Here is a 22828-nt window from a genome sequence, read left to right on the forward strand (position 1 = left end):
TTATTTTAAATATGAAACAATTTAATGTATTATAATATAAATTAATATATTTAAATATAAAATATGTAAAATTTATGCCTATAAAATTAAATAATACTAAAAATTCCTTAAACTATAATAATTTATGTAAGATTATTAAAAAACACAACACTCCAATATGGATATACGAATGGGAAATTATTAAAAAAAAGATAAAATTATTAAAACAATTTGACATTATTCGATATGCGCAAAAAGCGTGTTCAAATATAAATATATTAAAACTGATGAAAAAAACCGGTTTAAAAATTGATGCAGTATCTTATGGAGAAATCAAAAGAGCATTAATTTCTAATTTTAAACCAAAAAAAGACGAAATTATATTTACTTCAGATAGTATAGATGAAGATACTTTAAATATAATTACAAAAAAAAAAATTACTGTTAATGCCGGTTCAACAAATATATTAAAAATAATAGGTAAAAAAAAAAAAAGACACAAAATATGGTTAAGAATAAACCCAGGATTTGGTAATGGACATAATAAAAAAACTAATACTGGAGGCGTAAATAGCAAACATGGAATTTGGGATATAAAAAAAGCACTAATACTTATTAAAAAATATAAATTAAAATTAATCGGTTTACATATGCATATTGGTTCTGGAGCTAATTATAATCATTTATTAAAAATGTGTAAATCTATGATTAAAAATATCATAAAAGTTAACATTGATATAAAATCAATTTCAACTGGAGGTGGTTTACCTATACCATATTATTATAAAGAAAAAGAAATAAACATTAAAGAGTATTTTAAAATATGGAATAATACTAGAAATTATATTGCTTCATATATAGGACATAATATAACTTTAGAAATCGAACCTGGAAGATTCTTAGTAGCACAATCTGGATTATTAATAACAAAAGTTAATATAATAAAAAAAATTAATAATAAAAAATTTGTTTTAATAGACGCAGGTTTCAACGATTTAATTAGACCATGTATGTATGGTAGTTATCATCATATTTCTGTTCTTAAAAGTAAAAATTCTGAAAGAAATAAAGAAAAATATATCATTTGCGGTCCTTTATGTGAATCAGGAGATATATTTACACAAGATCCAAAAGGAAACATTAAAAGTAGAAAACTACCAAAAATAAAGAAAGGGGATTACTTAATATTTCATGATACAGGGGCTTATGGATCAACAATGTCATCAAATTATAATACAAGACCATTAATTAAAGAAATTTTATTTAAAAAAGGAAAAGCATATATAATTCGCAATAATCAATCAATTAAAAATATATTAAAATTAGAGCAAAACTGTAAAAAAATAAAATTTTAATAACAAAAAACAAAATTATTTAATAAAATTTTAAAATATATTTTCTCATTAAATAACATATTTCATTAAAATTGACATATATAATTACAATATATAAATAAAAAAATATCACATTATTCAATATTAAAAATAATATTATATTTTTAAAATATATAGTAAAATATATAAATATAAATAATAACTATTTAATCTAATTATTTTTATTACAAATAATTGTAAAATCAAATAAAAATTAAATAAAGAGCTATTAAGATGCAATATATATATATAAAAACTTGGGGTTGTCAAATGAATGAATATGATTCAAATATCATTTCTTCGACGCTTAAAAAAAAAAAATACAAAATTACAAAAAAAAAAAAAAAAGCCGATATTTTAATATTAAATACTTGCTCAATACGTGAAAAAGCACAAGAAAAAATTTTTCATCAATTAGGAAGATGGAGGCATTTAAAAAAAAAAAAAAAAAAAATAATAATTGCCGTAGGAGGATGTGTAGCAGAACAAGAAGGAAAAAAAATATATAAACGCGCTAACTATGTAGATATAATTTTTGGCACTCGAAGTATACAAAATTTACCAAAAATAATTAAATTAGCGAAAAAAAAAAAAAAAATAATTATAGATATAAAACAAAAAAGTATTAAAAAATTTAAATATGCACCATTAAATACAAAAAAAAAAAAAGCTATTATTTCAATTATGGAAGGATGTAATAAATATTGTTCTTTTTGTATAGTACCATACACACGAGGTAAAGAAATAAGCCGACCATATGAAGAAATTATTCAAGAAATTCAAAACTTAGCAAATATTGGAGTAAAAGAAATTACATTACTAGGACAAAATGTCAATGCATACTATGATCAACAAAAAAAAAAAATATGCACATTTTCAAATTTATTAATGTTAATTGCAAAAATAAAAAATATTAGTAGAATTCGATTTATTACCAGTCATCCAATAGAATTAACTAATGACATTATTAACGTTTACCAAAAAACACCAAAATTAGCAAATTTTTTACATTTACCGGTACAAAGTGGCTCAAATGAAATTTTAAAAAAAATGAAAAGAATATATAATATAAAATATTACAAAAAACTTATTAAAAAATTAATTTCTATTGCACCTTATATACAAATTAGTTCAGATTTTATAATAGGATTTCCTGGAGAAAAAAAAAAACACTTTCTAGAAACAATAAAATTAATAAAATATGTAAATTTCGATTTTAGTTATAGTTTTATTTATTCCCCTCGCCCTGGAACAAAAGCGTTTAAAATATATGATCAAACTAAACAAAGTAAAAAAAAAAAAAGACTATATATTTTACAAAAAAAAATTAACAAACAAGTTATAAATTGGACAAATAATATGCTTGGAACTATACAACGTATATTAGTTCAAGAAATTTCAAAATTTAATATTATGCAATTAATGGGTATTACAGATAATAATAGATTGATTCATTTTTATTCTAAAAAAAACATTATTGGTCAAGTAACTTATGTAAAAATAATAAAAATTTATAAAAATATATTATTAGGGATTTTAATAAATAAAAATATATAAAATACTATATATAAATAAAATAATATGTTATATTTCTATAATAATTTCTTTAAAAAAAAAATATGAAAAAAAAAAAAATAATAATAAATATACAAAATAAAAAAAAAACACACCAAAAAAAAAAACAATAAAAAAATGGATTAAAACAATTATTAATCCATACATAAATAATATAATAACAATTCAATTAGTTTCAAAAAAAGAAATATATAATTTAAATTTAATTTATAGAAAAAAACCATATTACACTAATATCTTAGCTTTTCCTTATAATATATTTATAAAAAAAAAAACACTTTTTTTAGGAGATTTAGTTGTTTGTGATGAAATAATTCACAAAGAAGCTAAAAAACAAAAAAAAAAAAAAACCGCACATTGGGCGCATATAATAATACATGGAACTTTACACTTAATTGGTTACACTCATGATAATAAAAAAAATAAAAAAATAATGGAATCAATAGAAATCAAAACTCTTAAAAAACAGAATTTTAAAAATCCTTATACACTTTAATTCATCCTAAGTAAAATAATAAATGGGTTCTTTCAATTTTATAAAAATTAAAAAATATAATGAATAGCGAATATCCGAAAAAAAAAAAAATATTATCTATTTTAAAAAAATATATATTTAAAAAAAAAAAGAAAAAAAAAAACGAATTATTATGTATTATTAAAAAAAATAAAAAAAAATCCTTAATTGATAAAGATACATATAAAATGTTAAAAGGGGTAATGAAAATTCCTAATATACGTATTAAAGATATTATGATTCCTAAACCAGAAATGATTACATTAAAAACAAATTTCAATTTAAATAAATGTTTAGATGTAATAATACAATCTTCTCATTCTAGACTACCTGTTACAAGTGAAGACTCAAATTACATAGAAGGATTTATAATAGCAAAAGATTTATTACCATTTATGCGCAGTAAACGAACTAATGTCTTTTTACTTAAAAATATTATCCGTCCAATTTTATTCACCCCAGAAAGTAAGTATATAAATTATATGTTGAAAGAATTTCGTTTAAAAAAACATCATATAGCTATAGTAATAGATGAATTTGGTAATATATCAGGATTAATAACAATAGAAGATATTTTAGAAATAATTGTAGGATCTATAAAAGATGAATATGATGATATAGAAAACAAAAACATTCAAAAAATTAATAAAAACACCTTTTCAATTAAAGCAATAACACAAATAAGAGAATTTAATAAAATATTTAACACAAATTTTCATGATCAAAAAATAGATACTATTGGAGGATTGATAATCAAAAAATTTGGAAGATTGCCTAAAAAAGGAGAATATATTTTTATTAATGGATATAAATTTAATATCACTTCATCTAATAATAGAAGAATTATAAATATATATTTAAAAACACCACAAAAAAAATAAAACAATGTGAAAATTTATTAAACCTATTATAAATAATTAAAATTATATTATGAAAAAAATGCAAGAACAGTATTTGCCCAAAAAAATAGAAAAAATAGTTCAAAAATATTGGGAAAAAAATAAAACATTTAAAGTACAAGTTGATAAAAAAAAAGAAAAATATTATTGTTTAGCAATGTTACCTTATCCTTCAGGTGACTTACATATGGGTCATGTAAGAAATTATACTATCAGTGATGTCATTTCAAGATATCAAAGAATGTTAGGCAAAAATGTTTTGCAACCAATAGGATGGGATGCATTTGGACTTCCTGCAGAAATTGCAGCAATAGAAAATAACACCAAACCAGAAATTTGGACAAAAGAAAATATTCAAAAAATGAAAAAACAACTAAAATCGTTAGGTTTTAGTTATGATTGGGATAGAGAAATAAAAACTTGTGATCCAAGATATTTTTATTGGGAACAATGGTTTTTTATACAATTATACAAAAAAAAATTAGTATATAAAAAAACTGCACCAGTTAATTGGTGTGAAAATGATCAAACTATACTTGCTAATGAACAAGTAATTAAAGGTAAATGTTGGAGATGTAATACAAAAATTAATATTAAAATTATTCCTCAATGGTTTATAAAAATTACAAAATTTGCAAAAGAACTGCTTAAAAATATTGAAAATTTAGAATTTTGGCCAAAAGAAGTAAAATTGATGCAAAAAAATTGGATAGGGCGTTCTAAAGGCATGCAAATAATTTTTGATATATATAATTCTGCAAATAAAATTAAAATTTTTACAAAAAATTTAGAAAATGTAATAAATACAAATGCAATTATATTATCACCACTACATCATATAACTAAAAAATTTTCAAACACAAATATAAACATTAAAAAATTCATCAATAATAAGAATATACAATTAAATATATACAATAAATATAAATACAAAACAAAAAAAAAAATTTTCACTAATAAATATGCTATAAATCCAATAACTAAAAAAAAAATACCAATATGGATCGATAAAACTATAAATATTCAACACTCCTATCAAACAAAAATTAAAATTATAAAATATAATATAAATAATAAATATATAAAAAAAAATTCAGATTTTAAATCAAACAATTATCAAATAAATACAATAACAAATAAAAATGTAAAAAAGAAAAAAAATAATATATACTACAAAAATAAAAAAATTAAATTATCAAAAATATATAAAATACTAAAATTATTTAAAAAAATAAAAAAAAAAACAACATTTAAACTTAGAGATTGGAGTGTTTCCAGACAACGTCATTGGGGCACACCTATACCTATGGGTACTGTAAACAATAAAATAATACAATTACCAGAAAAAATTTTACCAATATTATTACCAAAAAACCAAGATATTAAAAAAAAAAATAAAATAACTATCGATAATAAAAAAATAACTTTAGAAAATGAAACTTTTGATACTTTTATGGAATCATCATGGTACCATATTCGTTACACTTGCCCTAATTATAAATATGGCATGGTTGAAAAAAAATCTGCAAATTACTGGTTACCTATAGATCAATATATTGGCGGAATAGAACATGCAACAATGCATTTAATATATTTTAGATTTTATAATAGATTATTATATAAATTAAATTTTATTAAAAACCCAGAACCAGTAATAAAACTTCTCTGTCAAGGTATGGTATTATCTGATGCATTTTATTACATAAAAAATAAAAAAAAAATATGGATTAATAAAAAATCATTAAATATCATACATAATAAAAAAGGAAAAATAATTCAAGCCTATACAAAAAAAAAAAAAAAACCTGTAACTTACGCAGGTATAATAAAAATGTCAAAATCTAAAAAAAACGGTATATCACCTAAAAAAATAATTAAAAAATACGGAGCTGATACAATAAGATTATTTATAATATTCGCTGCACCACCAAAATCATCATTAACATGGAACCCAAAAGGGGTATTAGGAATATATAAATTTTTAAATAGATTTTGGAAATTTATTAATAAACATTATTTAATAAAACCACAAAAAACAAAACAAAAAATGAACCAAAAAGAATTAAAATTTTACGTAAAACTACAACAAACAATTACAAAAGTAACATATTACATAGAAAAAATAAATAAACTAAATAATGCAGTAGCACAAATAATATCTTTAGTTAATAATCTTATAAAAAGTAAATTTTGCCACAAAAAAAACCACAATTTTATAAGAGATGTAATTTTAATTATAATTAAAATTTTTCATCCTTTTATTCCACATTTTAGTTTCTTTGTATGGAAAAAATTAACAAATAAAAAAAATATAGATAATGAAAACTGGCCAATTTTAAAACCAAACAAAAAAAAAAATAAAATAACAATAATTATACAAATTAATGGTAAAAAAAAAAAAATATTAAATATATATAATAAAAAAACCAAAGGAGAAATAATTCACAAAGTCATAAAAAAACAAAATATAAAAAACAATTTAATAAATAAAAAAATAAAAAAAATAATTTATATTCCAAACAAAATATTAAATTTTGTTATATAAAATTTAAAACTAATACAAAGATATAAAAATATGAATATTATTTCACCTGAAGATATAAAAAAATCAATTCAAAAAAAAAAAATATTAACATATTTGATAACAGGCAATGAAATATCATTAAGACATTATAGCAAAAAAAAAATACTAAAATACAGTAAAAAAAAAAAATTCAATATCAAAGAAACAATATACATTGAACATAAAAAAGATTGGAATAAAGTTTTTTTATTTTTTTTACAAAAAAATATTTTTTTTAAAAAAACCATTTTAGAAATTAATACATTGAATGAGAAAAAAGACAATGTGATAATATTTGAAAATATTAAAAAAATACTAAATTTTGAAAAAAAAAATGTATTATTAATAATAAATATTAAAAAAACAATCTCAACGCAAAATTTAAAATATAATATTAATAAGATATACCACAAAAGAAGATACTTAATTATTGATTGTTTTAAAAATAAATTAAACACAGAAAAAAAATGGTTATATAAAAAAATAAAAGAACTAAAATTAAATATTTCAAAATCTGGAATAAAAATATTAAGTAATGCATATAAAAATAATTTATTAGAAATTTTTAAAATATTAGATTTTATAGCATTAATTTGGCCTAATAAATTAATTAGAAAAAAAAATATATCAAAAATAATATTAGAATCACCAAAATTTGATATAAAATATTTAATATATAATATATTTTTAGGTAAAATAAAAAAAAGTATAAAAATTCTAAACAATTTAAAAAAAAAAATAGAAAATCCTATTATAATAACCCGAAAAATACAAAAAAACATTATCAAAATAATAAAAATTAAAACATTAATTTTACAAAAAAATGCAAAATACGTTAATAAAATAAATAAAATATCTAGTAAAAAGAAAAAAAAAATGTTTTTGTACGTTTTAAAAACACACAGCATTAAAAAATTATATAAAATAATAAATTTACTAACCAAAATAGAAATTAATATAAAAAAAAAATATAATAAAAAGATATGGTTTCCATTAAAAATACTTATTTTTATGTTTTACTAAAAAAATATTTTAAATATTTATTATTATGAATATGTTGAAAAAATAAAAAACACTATATTTTGTAAAAACGATCTTTTATAATATAATTAATCATTTTTACAAAATCAGAATTTTTAAAAACATGATTAGAAAAAAAGACATATTAAACATAATGGGATCACGTTGCCCAGATTCAATTATTAAAATCAGAATTAAGATTAATAAAATTAAAAATGGAGATTTAATATTTGTCATTTCAGATGATCAAACAACTAAATATGAAATACCAAGATTTTGCACATTTATGAATCACATTTTGTTATTAACAATTTATAAAAGTAATATATATAAATTTTTAATACAAAAGAAAATAATTGAATAAAAAAAATAGATCTAAATATAATTCATTAAGAATTATATTTAAATATTTTTTTATATATAATTTATCAATAAATTTAACATTCTTCTTAACGGTTCCGCTGCGCCCCATAATAATTGGTCGCCTACACTAAAAGCAGAAATAAATTTTTTTCCCATACTTAATTTTTTTATTCTACCAATTGGTATATTTAATGTTTCACTAACAGCTACAGGAGTTAATTTCTTAATACTATCTTCAAAATTATTAGGTATAACATCCACCCATAAATTATGAGATTGAATGATTTCTTCTATAGTTTTTAAAGATATATCTTGTTTTAATTTTATAATAAATGATTGACTATGTGAACGAAGTGCTCCAACACGAACACATGTACCATCTATTGAAATATTCTTAGAACTATTTAATATTTTATTAGTTTCAAATTGCATTTTCCATTCCTCACGACTTTGACCATTCACCATAGCATCATCGATCCAAGGAATAACATTCGAAATAAGTGGAGCTTTTAAATTTAAATCAGGTAAATTATCTTTTCCAATGCATTTTAAAGCTTTATGCATAATATTTGTAACTGAAACTGATTCTTTCATATCATTAAAAATGTAATTTGAAACAAAACCCATTTGTGATAAAAGTTCTAAAACACATTTTACCCCACTACCAGAAACAGCTTGATATGTAGAAACTGATATCCATTCAACTAAATTATTAGTAAATAAACCACCTAATGCCATCAACATTAAACTTACAGTACAATTTCCACCTATAAAATTTTTTATTCCTTTATCTAAACCATAATTAATCAAATCACTATTAATAGGATCTAAAACTATAATACTATTAGCTTTCGATCTTAATGCAGATGAAGCATCAATCCAATAACCTTTCCAACCACAAGCTAATAACTTAGGATATATAAATTTAGTATATTCACTACCTTGACATGTAAGTATAATATCTAAGCTATTTAAAATCTCAATATCATATGAACTTTCAATAAAATGTTTTTTATTTAAAATATTAATAACATTTCCATATTGAGAAGTAGATAAAAAAAACACTTCTATGTTTAAAAAATCTTCTTCAACTTTCATTCTTTCTAATAAAACAGAACCTACCATACCTCTCCAACCTACAAAACCAACACGTTTTTTCATAATTATATAATGAGATAAAATTAAAATAAATTATAATACTTTAATATAACTCATTTCCTTAATATTTAAATAAATAAATTTATATAATATTATACAACATAAAAATATTTTCAAAAACTGTTTATTTAAATATTTTATTTATTATCATTAAAAAATTATATTTTGATATACAAATTATAATAATTTAATAAAAATATTATTAAATTATAATTAAAATTTATTTCAAATTAAGGTTATATAATGTTAGAATTGTTTAATATTTCTTTTCTATTAATTATTATTATGGATCCAATAGGAAATTTACCAATATTCGTATCTATTTTAAATACAATAGACAAAAAAAAAAGAAAATGTATATTTATTAGAGAAATGTTAATCGCACTGATAACAATGTTAATATTTTTATTTGCCGGGCAAAAAATTTTACAAATATTACACTTAAATATAGAAACAGTATCTATATCTGGGGGAATTATTTTATTTTTAATGTCCTTAAATATGATATTTAAAAAAAAAAAAGAAAAAAAAAAAAAAAATGATGAACCGTTCTTAGTACCTTTAGCAATTCCTTTAGTTGCAGGACCATCACTGTTAGCTAATTTAATATTACTAATACATAATAACCCAAATAAATATTTAATATTAACTATATCATTATTAATAGCATGGAGTGTAAATTTTTTTATTTTATCATTATCAGAATTTTTTTTAAAAATATTAAGTACAAAAGGTATCAAAGCGGTAGAGCAATTAATGGGTTTTATTTTAATAATGATTTCTATTCAAATGTTTATGAACGGTTTGCATGATTGGTTGCAATTATAAATATTTGTATTTAAATGAAAAATTCTATTACATCATTATATTTTATTAATATTATTTATAAAATATAATAATTTATCATAAAATCATTATAAATATTATTTAATTTAATAGAATTTTTATTAATATAAATAATATATATAATATAAATTAAATAGGAAAATATATTTTGACTGTAATTAAAATACAAAACCTAAACATTACAAATAAAAAAATTTTAATACGTGCAGATTTAAACGTTCCAATGAATGGAACAAAAATAACTTCCAAAGCTAGAATTAAAGCTGCGTTTAAAACAATAAAGTATGCTTTGCAAAAAAGAGCAAAAGTATATGTTATGTCACATTTAGGTAGACCAAAAATAAATGATAATAAAGAAAAATATTCTTTATTTCCTATATTTAAATACATACAAAAAAAAATAACAAAACACAAAGTGTATTTTATAAAACAATATTCTGAAATTTTAAATATTAAATCTGGTGAACTAGCAATATTAGAAAATGTTAGATTTAATAAAGGTGAATTAGAAAACGATACAGTGTTATCTAAGAAATACGCAGAATTATGTGATATATTTGTTATGGATGCTTTCGGAACTGCGCATAGAAAACAAGCTTCAACTTATGGAGTAAGTTGTTTTTCATATATTGCATGTGCTGGTTTTTTATTACAGTCTGAAATTAAATATTTAGAAAAAGTACTTATAAAACCTAAAAAACCTATGATTGCAATATTAGGTGGTTCTAAAATATCTACAAAATTTAATGTATTAAATGCAATTTGCAAAATTGCAGATACAGTCATTGTTGGTGGGGGAATTGCAAATACTTTTTTAGCAATAGATAACAATGTCGGTAAATCATTACATGAACCCAAATTCATAATAAAAGCCAAAAAACTACAAGAAAAATATAACATAATTACACCTATTGATTCTAGAGTAGGAGTGAAATTTAAAAAAACAGAACAAGCTATAATTAAAAATATTAATGATATTCAAGATAATGAAGAAATTATGGATTTTGGTGATAAAACATTAAAAATAATTGAACCAATAATTAAAAAAGCACAAACTATTTTATGGAACGGACCAGTTGGTGTTTTTGAATTTCCAAATTTTTCTATAGGAACAAAATTTATAGCACAAAAAATAGCAAATAGTGATTCATTAAGTATTGCTGGCGGGGGTGATACAATTGCTGTTATTGATAAATATAAAATTAAAAAAAATATTTCTTATATATCTACAGGCGGTGGGGCATTTTTAAAATTTATAGAAGGAAATAAAATGCCTGGTATTAAAATATTAAAAGAACGATTTAAAAATATATAATATTAATAAAATAACTATAGGAAATAAAATGCTTAAAGAACTAAATTTTATTAAACCAGGAGTCATTTCAGGAAGCGAAGCACGAAAAATTTTTAATTTTGCTAAGAAAAATAATTTTGCCATACCTGCTATAAATTGTATTAATACAGATTCTATAAACACCGTATTAAAAACAGCTTATAAATGCAATTCACCGGTAATAATACAACTATCGTATGGAGGGGCTAAATTCTTTTCAGGATCTAGTCTATATAAAATAGAAAAAAAAAACAATGCAATTATAGGAGCTGTAGCTGCAGCAAAATATGTACACTACATATCAAAATACTATAAAATACCAGTAATATTACATACAGATCATTGTGATAAAAAATTATTACCTTGGGTAAAAGAATTAATTCATATAGGAACAAAGTTTTTCAAAAAGAATAAATTCCCACTGTTTTCCTCACATATGATTGATTTATCTAAAGAACCACTGAAAGAAAATATCACAACTTGTGTAAAATACCTAAAAAAATGCTCAAGAATAAACATGTTATTAGAAATTGAATTAGGGTGTACTGGTGGAGAAGAAGATGGTATAGATAATACTAATATAAAACAAGAAAAATTATATACTACACCGAAAGATGTAAAATATGCTTATAAAAAATTAAATAAAATAAGCAAAAACTTTACTATTGCCGCTGCTTTTGGTAATGTTCATGGAGTGTATAAAATCGGAAATATAATTTTAAAACCTGAAATACTTAAAAAATCACAAAAATATATACAAAAAAAATATAAATTAAAAAACAACCCATTAAACTTTGTTTTTCATGGAGGCTCAGGTTCATCTAAAAAAGATATTCAAAATTCTATTAAATATGGTGTAGTGAAATTTAATATCGATACAGATCTACAATGGTCCACATGGAAAGGAATATTAAAATTTTATAAATCAAATAAATTATTTTTACAAAGCCAATTAGGAAATCCGAGTGGTAAAAATGAGCCAAATAAAAAATTCTATGATCCTAGAATATGGATACAAAGTGCTCAAAATACAGCACACAAAAATTTAAAAAAATATTTTAAAAAACTAAATTCATATAACATACTATAAGTATCATGTAAAGATACATAATAAAAATATTTATTTATTCTTTACTAAGAATATTAATTAAATAAATTATTTATTTTAATTAATACTAAATTTTAAATCACTATTAATTTAATAAATTGGAAAATATTACATGGAAGATTTAAATGTAGTTGATGATATTAATCACGCAGGGAATTGGTTAATACTGAATCAAAAACTACTTTTAAGTTATATAATAAATTGTATATCAGTAATAATAATTTTAATATTAGGTTTATTTTTAGCAAAAATTATTTCTAAAGGTGTAAAAAAACTGCTTATAAAACGCCATATTGATAATACTGTAGCTGGGTTCATTGCTGCATTAGCAAAATATATAACTATAACATTAACATTTATCGCTAGTTTAGGTAAAATTGGAGTACAAACAACATCCGTAATTACAATATTAGGAGCCGCTGGTATGGCAATATGCTTGGCTTTGCAAAGTTCATTATCTAATTTTGCTGCAGGAGTATTATTAGTTACTTTAAGACCATTAAGAACTGGAGAATACGTAGAATTAGGTGCAATATCTGGAACAGTGTTAAATGTACATATATTTTATACTATGTTAAAAACTTTAGATGGTAAGATAGCTGTAATACCTAATGGAAAAATAATCGCAGGGAATATTGTTAATTATTCAAGAGAATCTTTAAGAAGAAATGAATTTTCAATACCTGTTTCACATCAAGTAGATATAGATTTTATAATTCAAATTTTTGATAACGTTTTAAAAAATGAAAAAAGAGTATTACAAGATCAAGGTGTAACAATAGGGTTAAGTGAAATAGGACCAACTTCATTAATTTTTATTATCAGATGTTGGAGTAAAAATGATGAATTAAATTCCGTTTACTGGGATTTAATGTATGAATTTAAAAAATCTTTAGATAAAAATAATATTCAAATTGCTCCTCATAAAATAAATATCAACATTAAGAAAAAAATATCAACTGTACCTCAACCTTAAAGTATTAGCGTAGATAGTAATCTACGCTTTATTATATAAATTTTTTAAAAATTATATAGGTAAATATTAATGTTTTTTTTATATCAAGCGAATACATTGAATTTATTGATTTCAAAAATATCTGAAATTTTTAAAAAAAAAAAATTACCTAATCCAATGGTAAAAGAAATATTTATAACAAATAACAAATATATTACACAATGGATTAAAATATTAATTGCAAAAAAATATAGTATACATGCTAATATAAAATATATAAATATAAAAAAATTTATATATAAAATGGCATGTAAAATAAATAAAAAAAAAATATCATTTTTTAAAAAAGAAAAAACAATTTGGAAAATATTTGAAATTATAAATGACAATAAAGAAAAAAACTATACAAAATACTTTTATATTGCTGAAGAAATATTAAATATTTTTAATAAATATATAATATATAGAAAAAATTGGATTCATAATTGGGAAAAAAAAAAAAAAACTAAACAAAAATTATATCAAAAAATTTGGAATAAACTAATACAATCCGATATTAAAAAAAAAAAATATCATTTTTCTAAAATATTATATTTTTTTAAAAAAAACATTAAAATAAATAAAATAAAAATACCAAAACGTATTTTTATATTTAATTTATTAAGTATAAATCCATTATATTTATCTATTTTATATCAAATTAGTAAAATTTTAAAAATATATTTATTTCTACCTGGCCCTAATTTTATTTATAAAAATAAAATTAATAATTTATATAAATATTACGATATTAAAAACAAATTATTACGATCATGTGGTAAATTAGGTTATGAATATATACATAATTTCACTAAAAAAAAAATAAAAATAATAAATTTATATAAAAAATGTAAAAGAAAAAAAATATTAAATATTATACAAAATAAATTAATTAGTAAAAATCCATATTTTGCATTACAAAATACAAAAAAAAATATAAAAAAAGACAATTCAATTAAAATTTTTTCTTGTAATGAAAAACACCAAGAAATAGAAATTTTACATATTAACTTGTTAAAATTAATAAATACAAATAAATTATCACCAAAAAATATTTTAATTTTATCTACTAAAATAGATAAATATATACCTTACATTCACACCATATTTAATTATTCTAATAATGTAAATAAAATACCTTATATTATTTTAAAAAAAAAAAACAAAAAAACAAAAAATTTATTACACATAATAAATTTTATATTTGATATAGACAAAAAAGTAATAAATAATAAAAATATAATAAATTTTTTAAAATTAAAATATATATCAAAAAAATTTGGTATAAATAAAAAAGATATAAAAAAAATAAATATATGGATTGAAGATTCAGGAATAATATCTAGTTTAGATAATAAAAACTTAAATAAACAATCATTACCAAAAATATTTCAAAATACATGGTTATTTGGAATAAATCGTATTTTATTAGGCATTTCTATTAATAAAAAATATGGAATATGGAATAATATTTTACCTTGTGACACATATATAAATAAAACCAATGATTTATTAGGTAAATTGATTTTTTTTCTTAAAAAAATAAAAAAATGGCAAAAAATAATAAAAAAAAAACATAAATTTAAAAAAATACGTGAAATATTAAAAAAATTAATAAAAGATTTTTTACCTAAAAAAATGTATTTTACAAAAATAATAAAAAAAATAAAAAAAAAATGGCAAAAAATAACCGAAAAAAATAAAATTAATAAAAAAATAAAAAAAATTAAAATAGAAGTATTAAAAAAAACATTCTTAAAAAGTATTAGTTCTTTTGTATATATAAATAATATACCATATTTTATTAAAGGCTCTGTAATATTTTGTAATATAGAATATATGCCAAATATAGAATTTAAAATGATTTACATTATTGGATTAAATAATACTATATTTCCAAAAAAGCAAAAATTTCACTATAAAGATTTAACACAATTTTATACAAAAAAAAATGATATAAATAAATTTAACCAAGATTGTTATTTATTTCTAGAATTAATTTTATCTGCAAAAAAATATTTTTATATAAGTTATATTGGTTATAATTATGAAAATTACAAGAAAATACCTCCCTCCATAGTCGTCACTGAATTAAAAAATTTTATATTAAACAATTTTAATATTATACATGAAAATAAAAAAAAAATAATTAAAAATAAATGTTCAAATATTATATTTAATAATTATATACACACACCTATTAAAATTAAAAAAAAAATAAAATTATATAAAATTAAAAAAAAAAAAATAAAAAAAAAAAAAAAAAAAATAAATCTAGATAATTTATTAAAATTTTGGAAAAATCCCATAAATTACTTTTTCCAACATTCCTTAAATATTAATTTTAAAATTAATAATAAAAACTTAAAATATAATGATACAATTAAAAATGAATATATTTTAAAAAAAAAAATATTAAAAAATATAATTAAAAGAAATAAAATGCAAAAATTATTTAAAAAATATGAATTATCAGGTATTATACCATACGGAAATATAGGAAAAATAATTTGGAATAAAAATATTAAAGAAATATTACCACTTATTAAAAATATTTATAATAATTATCACGAAAATAAAATTATAAAAATTAAAATATTTTTAGATAATATAAAATTATATGGTAAATTAAAAAATATACACAAAAACAAAATATTTTTATGGACAATGAAAACAATAAACATAAAAAACACAATTAAATTATGGATTCAACATTTAATATATTGTATATATAATATTAATGGAGAAAGTATTATATTAGGGAGAAATAATAGTAAATGGGGTTTCAAAAACTTAAAAAAAAAAAAAGCCATAAAATATTTAAAATTATATATAAAAGGATACTTACAAGGTCAAAACAAACCATTATTAATAACCAATTCCGGTATAAATAACTTATATAATAAATATTGTAAAAATATTAAAAAAAAAAATAAAAAATTCCACGAAACATGGGAAGGTAATAGTTTTAAAAAAGGAGAAAAAAAAAATCCATATATTGCGAAATTAATACCAGAAAAAAATAATATAATAGTAAATAAATTATGTAAAATAGCTAAATTTTGGTACAGTCCTATAATTAAATATAGAAAATAATAAAAAAAATTATGAAATACAAAAAAAATATTAATATTTTTGCAAAAAAAATATATGGAAATGTTTTTATTGAAGCTTCTGCTGGAACTGGAAAAACATTTACTATAATTATGTTATATTTAAGATTTTTACTTGGTATTAATTTAAAAAAAAAATATAATAAACCATTTTCAATTAAACAAATTCTTATAGTAACATTTACAAAAACAGCATGCCTTGAATTAAAAAAAAGAATAAGAGAAAATATCTCAGAATTAAAAAAAACAATAATTAATAAAAAAAAAACAAAATTCACTTTTTTTTTAAAACATATTACTAATATTAAACAATCAATATATTTATTACAAAAAGCAGAAGAAAAAATTGATAACATTGAAATATATACTATACATGGTTTTTGTAAAAAAATATTAGAAAATTATTCATATAAATATCCATCAAAAAATAATAAATTAATAATAAAAGATTCAAAAAAAATATATCTAAAAGCAACAAACCAATTTTGGGAAAAATATTACAGTACATTACCAATAAATTTACTCACCATAATATTAAAATATTGGAAAAACCCATATGAATTATTTAAAATTATATACCCAATAATACAAATAAAAAAAACCATAAAAAAAAAAACAAAAAAAAAAAGAAATATAATAACCCAACACCTAAAAATAATTGAAAAAATAAAAAATTTCAAAAAAAAATGGATAAAAATATATAGCAAAATTAAAAAAAAAAAAAAAAAAAATATAATAATATTTAAAAGTATTAAAAAAATAAATAATTGGGCATATTGTATTACTAAAAATTATGATATACCTAAAGAATTAAGTATTTTAAAAAAAAAAATAAAAAATAATAAAAAAAAAATTTTTAAGAAATTTAATAAAAAAATAATAATTTTTATAAATAAAGTATATATAGAAAAAATAAAAACAGAACAATATTTAATAAAACATGCTTTAAATATTATACCAAAAATTGTTAAAAAAAAAAAAAAAAAATATATAGAATATGAAGATTTAATTAACGAGATATACAAAAAAGTTTATAAAAAACAAAAATTTGTACAACATATACAAAAAAAATACCCAATTGGATTCATTGATGAATTTCAAGATACTGACAGAAAACAATATAAAATATTTAACAAAATATATAAAAATCAAAAAACATATTTACTATTATTAATTGGAGATCCTAAACAAGCAATTTATAATTTTAGAGGAGCAAATATTAAAACATATTTTAAGCAAGAAAAAAAACACAAAAAATTTACACACTCCATACCAATTGGAGATCTTCTCCAAATATGAATAACGCTATAAATACTCTTTTTAAAAGAAAAAAAAATCCATTTTGTTTAAAAAAAATAAATTTCACACCAACTATGTCTTCAAATTGTCACACGAATAATAAAATATTAATTCAATCTCAAGAAATAAAACCATTATATATATTTACGAACACAAAAAAACAAAAATTACATGAATATAAAAAATGGTCTGCTGAACAATGTGTAAATTCTATTAGTAGATGGCTATATGATAATAAAAATAATTTAATTATTATGAAAAATATATTACGTCCAATAAAAGCAAATGACATAACCATTCTGGTCAATAACAAATACGAAGCAGAAATTATAAAAAAAAAATTACGTAAATTAAATATTCAATCTATATTCTATTCTAAAAAAAAAAACATTTATAAAACTGAAGAAGCAAAAGAGATATTATATATATTTCGCGCAATTTTAAACTTAGAAAATAAAAAAAAATTTCATGCAGCTATTGCGACAAATATTATAACAAAAAATTTTGAAAAATTATATAATTTCAATCAAACTGAAAAAATACTTAAAAAATTTAATAAATATAAAATTTTATGGCAAAAAATAGGAATATTTGCTGTATTATGGAATATAATAAAAGATTTTAATACTTATAATAAAAAAAAATATTCTAGTGATATTAATAAAATAAATAATTTACTATATATAGGTCAATTAATAGAAAAAAAATCAAAATACATTTTTGATAAATATGAATTAATAGCTTGGTTTAAAAACAAAATTTTTGAAAAAAATAATATAAAAAATAAAAAAAAATATATAATAAATGATAATTATATAAATATTAGTACTATACACATGTCCAAAGGTTCAGAATATTTAATTACCTGGATTCCATTTGCCATGAATTACAACAAAACATGGACAAAAAATAATAAATTAATTACAAATAACAAGAATATCGAAAAAAAAACCAAAAAAAAACAAATTGCTGAAAATTTAAGATTATTATATGTAGCTTTAACCAGGTCTATATTACATTGTAGCATATCTATTGCACCTATTATACAATCAAAACATAAATATAAAAAAAATAGAATATTAGAATCACATAAAAGTGCTTTAGGTTATTTAATACAAAAAAAAAAAGATGACACAATTGCGGAATTTAAAAAAAATATTAAAAAATTAAGTAATGACCCATATATTCATGTTCATAAAAATAAAATCGAACCTAAAAAAATATTACAAACATATTATAAAATTAAAAAATACTCTTATATTAAAGAAAAAAAAAAAAAAAACTACATAAATGTACTTAGTTATTCAAAATTATGCGTAAAAAACAAAGTAATAAAAAAAAAATATAAAAACGAAATAATAATAAAAAAAAACAATCATACTTTTCCGAAAGGTAAAAATTCAGGATTGATGTTACATAAAATTTTAAAAAAAATAACATTTAATAAAAAAATAGATACAATAATAATTAAAAAAGAAATGAAAAAATACAATATAGATAAACATTGGTTTAAAAATTTAAAAAAATGGATAAAATACATTGTAAATTATCCTTTAAATGAAGAAAATTTTTCTTTAACACAATTAAAAAAAAATGACTATATTAAAGAAATGGAATTTTACATACCAATTAAAAATAAATTAAAATGCGAAATAATAAATAAAATAATACAAAAATTTGATAAATTCTCTAAAAAATCAGAAACAATGAATTTTAAAAAAACAAAAGGTTTATTAATTGGATATATTGATTTAATCTTTAAATTTAAAAATAAATATTATATCTTAGATTATAAATCTAATTGGCTAGGATCTGAGGATTGTCATTATAAAAAAAAAAACATATATAAAAAAATAATACAATACAGATATGATATACAGTATCAAATATATAGCATAGCTTTGCATAGATATCTTAAAAATAAAATACAAAAATATTCATTTGAAAAACATTTCGGTGGAATATATTTTTTATTTATTAGAGCAGTAAATAAAAAAAAAAAAAAAAACGCGATATTCTACACTCTTCCAAAAAAAAAATTAATACAAAAACTAAACAATTTATTTTAAATATTTAAATAAATAAGAATAACAAAATGAAAGAAAAAATATTTAAAACAGCACTTAAAAAAAAAAAAATAAATTTAACTAGTTATTATTTTATTTTGTTTCTAAAAAAAAAAAAAAAACCAGAAATAAATTTTATTTTATATTTATTAATAAAACTTACACAAAAAGGAAATATTTGTTTACCAATAAAAAAAATAATAAAAAAAAACAAACTTTATAATAATTATAAGAAACTTAAAAAAAAAAAAAAAATAAAAAAAATGTTATTAAATAGTGATATATGTAGTAAAGGTGAAAAAATAAAACCTTTAATCATATTCAAAAATAATATTTATTTATATAGAATGTGGAGTTATGAAAAAAATATATCAAATTTTTTTTTAAAAAACGAAAAAAAAATATCATTAAAATATAAACAAAAAGAAATTTTAATTAATTATTTAATAAAAAACCATTTTAATAAAAAACAAAAAAAAACAATAATAAAAACATTAACCTACAATAAAACAATAATCATAGGAGGTCCTGGTACTGGAAAAACAACTATAGTAGGTAAAATAATAATAATTTTAATAAAAATACAAAAAAAAAAACAAAAAATAATATTATCTGCTCCTACTGCAAAAGCAACGTTAGTATTAAAAAAAAAATTCAATAAAATAATTAAAAATAGTAATTTAAAAAAAAGAGAAACAAACAAAATAAAATATAAAGCACGTACCTTACATTATATTCTAGGAATTAAAAAAAATTCACAAAAACCTTTATTTAATAAAAAAAGAAAAATAAATGCAAACATCTTAATAATCGATGAAACATCTATGATAGATTTTTTTATAATGAATTATTTAATTCATGCAATATCTAAAAAAACAAAAATAATATTATTAGGTGATCCAAATCAAATTGAGCCAATTAATTCTAGCAGTTTTTTTAACAATATATGTAAATACATGTATAAAGAAAATACAAAAGAAAAAACAAGTACTTTAATTACAAACAAAAATTATAATATAAATAAAATAAACTATTCAAAAACTAAAATATGTAAATTAACAACTAACTTTCGATTTAATAAAACATCAGAAATTAATAAATTATCCCAAATAATACTTGAAAAAAAAAAATCCAATAAAAAAATAAAAAAATTTATCAAAAAAAAAAACAAAAATATAAAATTTATAAAAATAAAAAAAATTTCAGACTATAAAAAAATAATAAAACAAATAATTAAATATTACCATAATATTAAAAATGAACAAGAATTTAAAAAATACAGAATTTTATGCACAATTAAAAAAGGGCCATTTGGAACAAAAAAAATTAATAAATATATTGAATATTATATAATTAAAAAAAAACCTTATAAAAAAATAAACAATTTCATTATATATGATGGAAAACCAATTATGATTACAAAAAATAATCCTATATTAAATTTATTTAATGGAGAAATAGGCATTATTAAAATAATTAATAATAATATTATAGTTTTTTTTAAAAACAAAAAAATACCTTTATACAACATAAATAATTATGAAACAACTTGGTGTACCACAATACATAAATCTCAAGGATCAGAATTTGAAAATATTTATATAATTTTACCAAATTTATTTAAAAAAAAAATAACTAAAAAATTAATATACACAGCAATAACTAGAGCAAAAAAAAAAATAACCATTTGCGGCAACAAAAAAATATTTATTAAAATTTGCAAAAATAAATTAAAAAGATATTGTGGTTTAATAAATTATTTTTAAAAATAAAAAATCAAAAATAAATTATTTTAAAATTAAATAATTAACTTAAATAAAATATATTTTAAAAAAATGAAATGAAAATAATTGCGGGAGTTGGATTTGAACCAACGACCTTCGGGTTATGAGCCCGACGAGCTACCATGCTGCTCCATCCCGCTATATAATAGTTACATTATATATTAAATATTTTTAAAAAACAACTCTTTTATTTAATATTTATTATATAATAAATATTAAAATTTAAATAATAAAATATTGCAAATTAATAAAATTACATGTATTCATAACACATTCTATAAATAAAATATTGTAAATTTAATATTATTAATAATATTAAATAAAATTAATTTTCAAAAGATAAAAAAAAAAATGAAAATAATAAATATTAAAAAAAAAATAGCAATAGTTGTATCGAGATTCAATCATTTTATTAATAAAAACTTATTATCTGGTGCTTTAGACATCTTAAAAAGAATTGGTAAAATAAAAAAAAAAAACATAAAAATAATAACAGTTCCAGGAGCTTTTGAAATACCATTAATAATTAAAAACTTAGCATGCAAAAAAAAATACAATGCAATAATTACTTTAGGTGCAATTATAAAAGGTGATACAAAACATTCTGAATATATTTCCCAACAAACTAGCTCAGGAATTGCTCAAATAAGCCTTGATTATAATATACCAATAAGTTATGGAATTTTAACTACAAATAACATTGCAGAAGCTATTGACCGTTCAGGAGGAAAGATGGGAAATAAAGGATCAGAAGCAGCATTATGTGCATTAGAAATGATAAAAATAATAAAAAAAATAAACCAAAAAAATTAAAAAATAAAAAATTTTATTTTTAAACATA

General features: G+C 18.7%; 17 protein-coding genes and 1 tRNA gene. 16 read left to right on the forward strand and 2 right to left on the reverse strand.

What is annotated here, in order from left to right; translation table 11 throughout:
* Positions 1 to 74: 74 nt before the first annotated feature.
* The 7 genes from lysA (at position 75) to RJT30_RS01450 (ending at position 8287) form a co-directional block, all read left to right on the forward strand.
* Complete coding sequence (gene lysA / locus RJT30_RS01420) at positions 75 to 1334, forward strand: diaminopimelate decarboxylase (RefSeq protein ID WP_343190208.1); 1260 nt, start codon at positions 75 to 77, stop codon at positions 1332 to 1334.
* Between the two features lie 252 nt (positions 1335 to 1586).
* Positions 1587 to 2909, forward strand: a complete 1323-nt coding sequence (gene miaB / locus RJT30_RS01425) for a tRNA (N6-isopentenyl adenosine(37)-C2)-methylthiotransferase MiaB (RefSeq protein ID WP_343190209.1) — start codon at positions 1587 to 1589, stop codon at positions 2907 to 2909.
* 163 nt (positions 2910 to 3072) lie between these two features.
* On the forward strand, positions 3073 to 3423 hold the full coding sequence (gene ybeY, locus RJT30_RS01430; protein WP_428994219.1) for an rRNA maturation RNase YbeY: 351 nt from the start codon (positions 3073 to 3075) through the stop codon (positions 3421 to 3423).
* A gap of 59 nt (positions 3424 to 3482) precedes the next feature.
* Positions 3483 to 4322: a transporter associated domain-containing protein gene (locus RJT30_RS01435; RefSeq protein WP_343190210.1), complete on the forward strand. Its 840-nt coding sequence runs from the start codon at positions 3483 to 3485 to the stop codon at positions 4320 to 4322.
* A gap of 49 nt (positions 4323 to 4371) precedes the next feature.
* Positions 4372 to 6885, forward strand: coding sequence for a leucine--tRNA ligase (leuS, locus tag RJT30_RS01440; protein WP_343190211.1), 2514 nt, complete (start codon positions 4372 to 4374; stop codon positions 6883 to 6885).
* A gap of 30 nt (positions 6886 to 6915) precedes the next feature.
* The gene (gene holA / locus RJT30_RS01445) at positions 6916 to 7926 is read left to right on the forward strand and encodes a DNA polymerase III subunit delta (RefSeq protein ID WP_343190212.1); all 1011 of its coding nucleotides are present in this window, start codon (positions 6916 to 6918) and stop codon (positions 7924 to 7926) included.
* A gap of 121 nt (positions 7927 to 8047) precedes the next feature.
* Positions 8048 to 8287, forward strand: a complete 240-nt coding sequence (locus tag RJT30_RS01450; RefSeq protein ID WP_343190213.1) for a sulfurtransferase TusA family protein — start codon at positions 8048 to 8050, stop codon at positions 8285 to 8287.
* Positions 8288 to 8337: 50 nt separating this feature from the next.
* On the opposite strand, the gene asd is transcribed toward RJT30_RS01450, so the two are convergent.
* Complete coding sequence (asd, locus tag RJT30_RS01455; protein WP_343190214.1) at positions 8338 to 9447, reverse strand: aspartate-semialdehyde dehydrogenase; 1110 nt, start codon at positions 9445 to 9447, stop codon at positions 8338 to 8340.
* Positions 9448 to 9687: 240 nt separating this feature from the next.
* Here asd and RJT30_RS01460 point away from each other — a divergent pair, with 240 nt between their 5' ends.
* From RJT30_RS01460 to recD, 8 genes are all read left to right on the forward strand, one after another.
* A complete protein-coding gene (locus RJT30_RS01460) occupies positions 9688 to 10272 on the forward strand; it encodes a YhgN family NAAT transporter (protein ID WP_343190215.1) in 585 nt (194 codons plus the stop codon).
* 166 nt (positions 10273 to 10438) lie between these two features.
* Positions 10439 to 11605 carry a phosphoglycerate kinase gene (locus RJT30_RS01465; protein WP_343190216.1) on the forward strand — a complete coding sequence of 389 codons (1167 nt, stop codon included), beginning with the start codon at positions 10439 to 10441 and terminating at the stop codon, positions 11603 to 11605.
* Between the two features lie 28 nt (positions 11606 to 11633).
* Positions 11634 to 12713, forward strand: coding sequence for a class II fructose-bisphosphate aldolase (gene fbaA / locus RJT30_RS01470; protein WP_343190217.1), 1080 nt, complete (start codon positions 11634 to 11636; stop codon positions 12711 to 12713).
* Positions 12714 to 12843: 130 nt separating this feature from the next.
* On the forward strand, positions 12844 to 13707 hold the full coding sequence (mscS, locus tag RJT30_RS01475; RefSeq protein WP_343190218.1) for a small-conductance mechanosensitive channel MscS: 864 nt from the start codon (positions 12844 to 12846) through the stop codon (positions 13705 to 13707).
* Between the two features lie 69 nt (positions 13708 to 13776).
* Positions 13777 to 16821: an exodeoxyribonuclease V subunit gamma gene (locus tag RJT30_RS01480; RefSeq protein ID WP_343190219.1), complete on the forward strand. Its 3045-nt coding sequence runs from the start codon at positions 13777 to 13779 to the stop codon at positions 16819 to 16821.
* 11 nt (positions 16822 to 16832) lie between these two features.
* Positions 16833 to 18137, forward strand: coding sequence for a UvrD-helicase domain-containing protein (locus tag RJT30_RS01485; protein ID WP_343190220.1), 1305 nt, complete (start codon positions 16833 to 16835; stop codon positions 18135 to 18137).
* The gene (locus RJT30_RS01490) at positions 18134 to 20206 is read left to right on the forward strand and encodes a 3'-5' exonuclease (RefSeq protein WP_343190221.1); all 2073 of its coding nucleotides are present in this window, start codon (positions 18134 to 18136) and stop codon (positions 20204 to 20206) included. Before RJT30_RS01485 ends, RJT30_RS01490 begins: the two co-directional genes overlap by 4 nt.
* 26 nt (positions 20207 to 20232) lie before the next feature.
* Positions 20233 to 21969: an exodeoxyribonuclease V subunit alpha gene (gene recD, locus RJT30_RS01495; protein WP_343190222.1), complete on the forward strand. Its 1737-nt coding sequence runs from the start codon at positions 20233 to 20235 to the stop codon at positions 21967 to 21969.
* Between the two features lie 84 nt (positions 21970 to 22053).
* Here the strand turns inward: recD and RJT30_RS01500 are convergent.
* Positions 22054 to 22127: transfer RNA gene (locus tag RJT30_RS01500), tRNA-Met, on the reverse strand.
* Between the two features lie 211 nt (positions 22128 to 22338).
* On the opposite strand from RJT30_RS01500, the gene ribH reads away from it, so the two are divergent.
* Positions 22339 to 22800, forward strand: a complete 462-nt coding sequence (ribH, locus tag RJT30_RS01505; protein ID WP_343190223.1) for a 6,7-dimethyl-8-ribityllumazine synthase — start codon at positions 22339 to 22341, stop codon at positions 22798 to 22800.
* Positions 22801 to 22828 lie beyond the last annotated feature (28 nt).

Source organism: Buchnera aphidicola (Mollitrichosiphum nigrofasciatum) (assembly GCF_039388045.1).
GTDB classification, from domain to species: domain Bacteria; phylum Pseudomonadota; class Gammaproteobacteria; order Enterobacterales; family Enterobacteriaceae; genus Buchnera_K; species Buchnera_K aphidicola_B.

Bases quoted from the DNA above. Each gene is read 5' to 3' on its own strand.
- miaB (WP_343190209.1), top strand. From the start codon at position 1,587: ATGCAATATATATATATAAAAACTTGGGGTTGTCAAATGAATGAATAT.
- asd (WP_343190214.1), bottom strand. From the start codon at position 9,447: ATGAAAAAACGTGTTGGTTTTGTAGGTTGGAGAGGTATGGTAGGTTCT.
- RJT30_RS01485 (WP_343190220.1), top strand. From the start codon at position 16,833: ATGAAATACAAAAAAAATATTAATATTTTTGCAAAAAAAATATATGGA.
- ribH (WP_343190223.1), top strand. From the start codon at position 22,339: ATGAAAATAATAAATATTAAAAAAAAAATAGCAATAGTTGTATCGAGA.
- RJT30_RS01450 (WP_343190213.1), top strand. From the start codon at position 8,048: ATGATTAGAAAAAAAGACATATTAAACATAATGGGATCACGTTGCCCA.
- RJT30_RS01490 (WP_343190221.1), top strand. From the start codon at position 18,134: ATGAATAACGCTATAAATACTCTTTTTAAAAGAAAAAAAAATCCATTT.
- leuS (WP_343190211.1), top strand. From the start codon at position 4,372: ATGAAAAAAATGCAAGAACAGTATTTGCCCAAAAAAATAGAAAAAATA.
- holA (WP_343190212.1), top strand. From the start codon at position 6,916: ATGAATATTATTTCACCTGAAGATATAAAAAAATCAATTCAAAAAAAA.
- RJT30_RS01460 (WP_343190215.1), top strand. From the start codon at position 9,688: ATGTTAGAATTGTTTAATATTTCTTTTCTATTAATTATTATTATGGAT.
- lysA (WP_343190208.1), top strand. From the start codon at position 75: ATGCCTATAAAATTAAATAATACTAAAAATTCCTTAAACTATAATAAT.
- RJT30_RS01435 (WP_343190210.1), top strand. From the start codon at position 3,483: ATGAATAGCGAATATCCGAAAAAAAAAAAAATATTATCTATTTTAAAA.
- RJT30_RS01480 (WP_343190219.1), top strand. From the start codon at position 13,777: ATGTTTTTTTTATATCAAGCGAATACATTGAATTTATTGATTTCAAAA.
- mscS (WP_343190218.1), top strand. From the start codon at position 12,844: ATGGAAGATTTAAATGTAGTTGATGATATTAATCACGCAGGGAATTGG.
- fbaA (WP_343190217.1), top strand. From the start codon at position 11,634: ATGCTTAAAGAACTAAATTTTATTAAACCAGGAGTCATTTCAGGAAGC.
- recD (WP_343190222.1), top strand. From the start codon at position 20,233: ATGAAAGAAAAAATATTTAAAACAGCACTTAAAAAAAAAAAAATAAAT.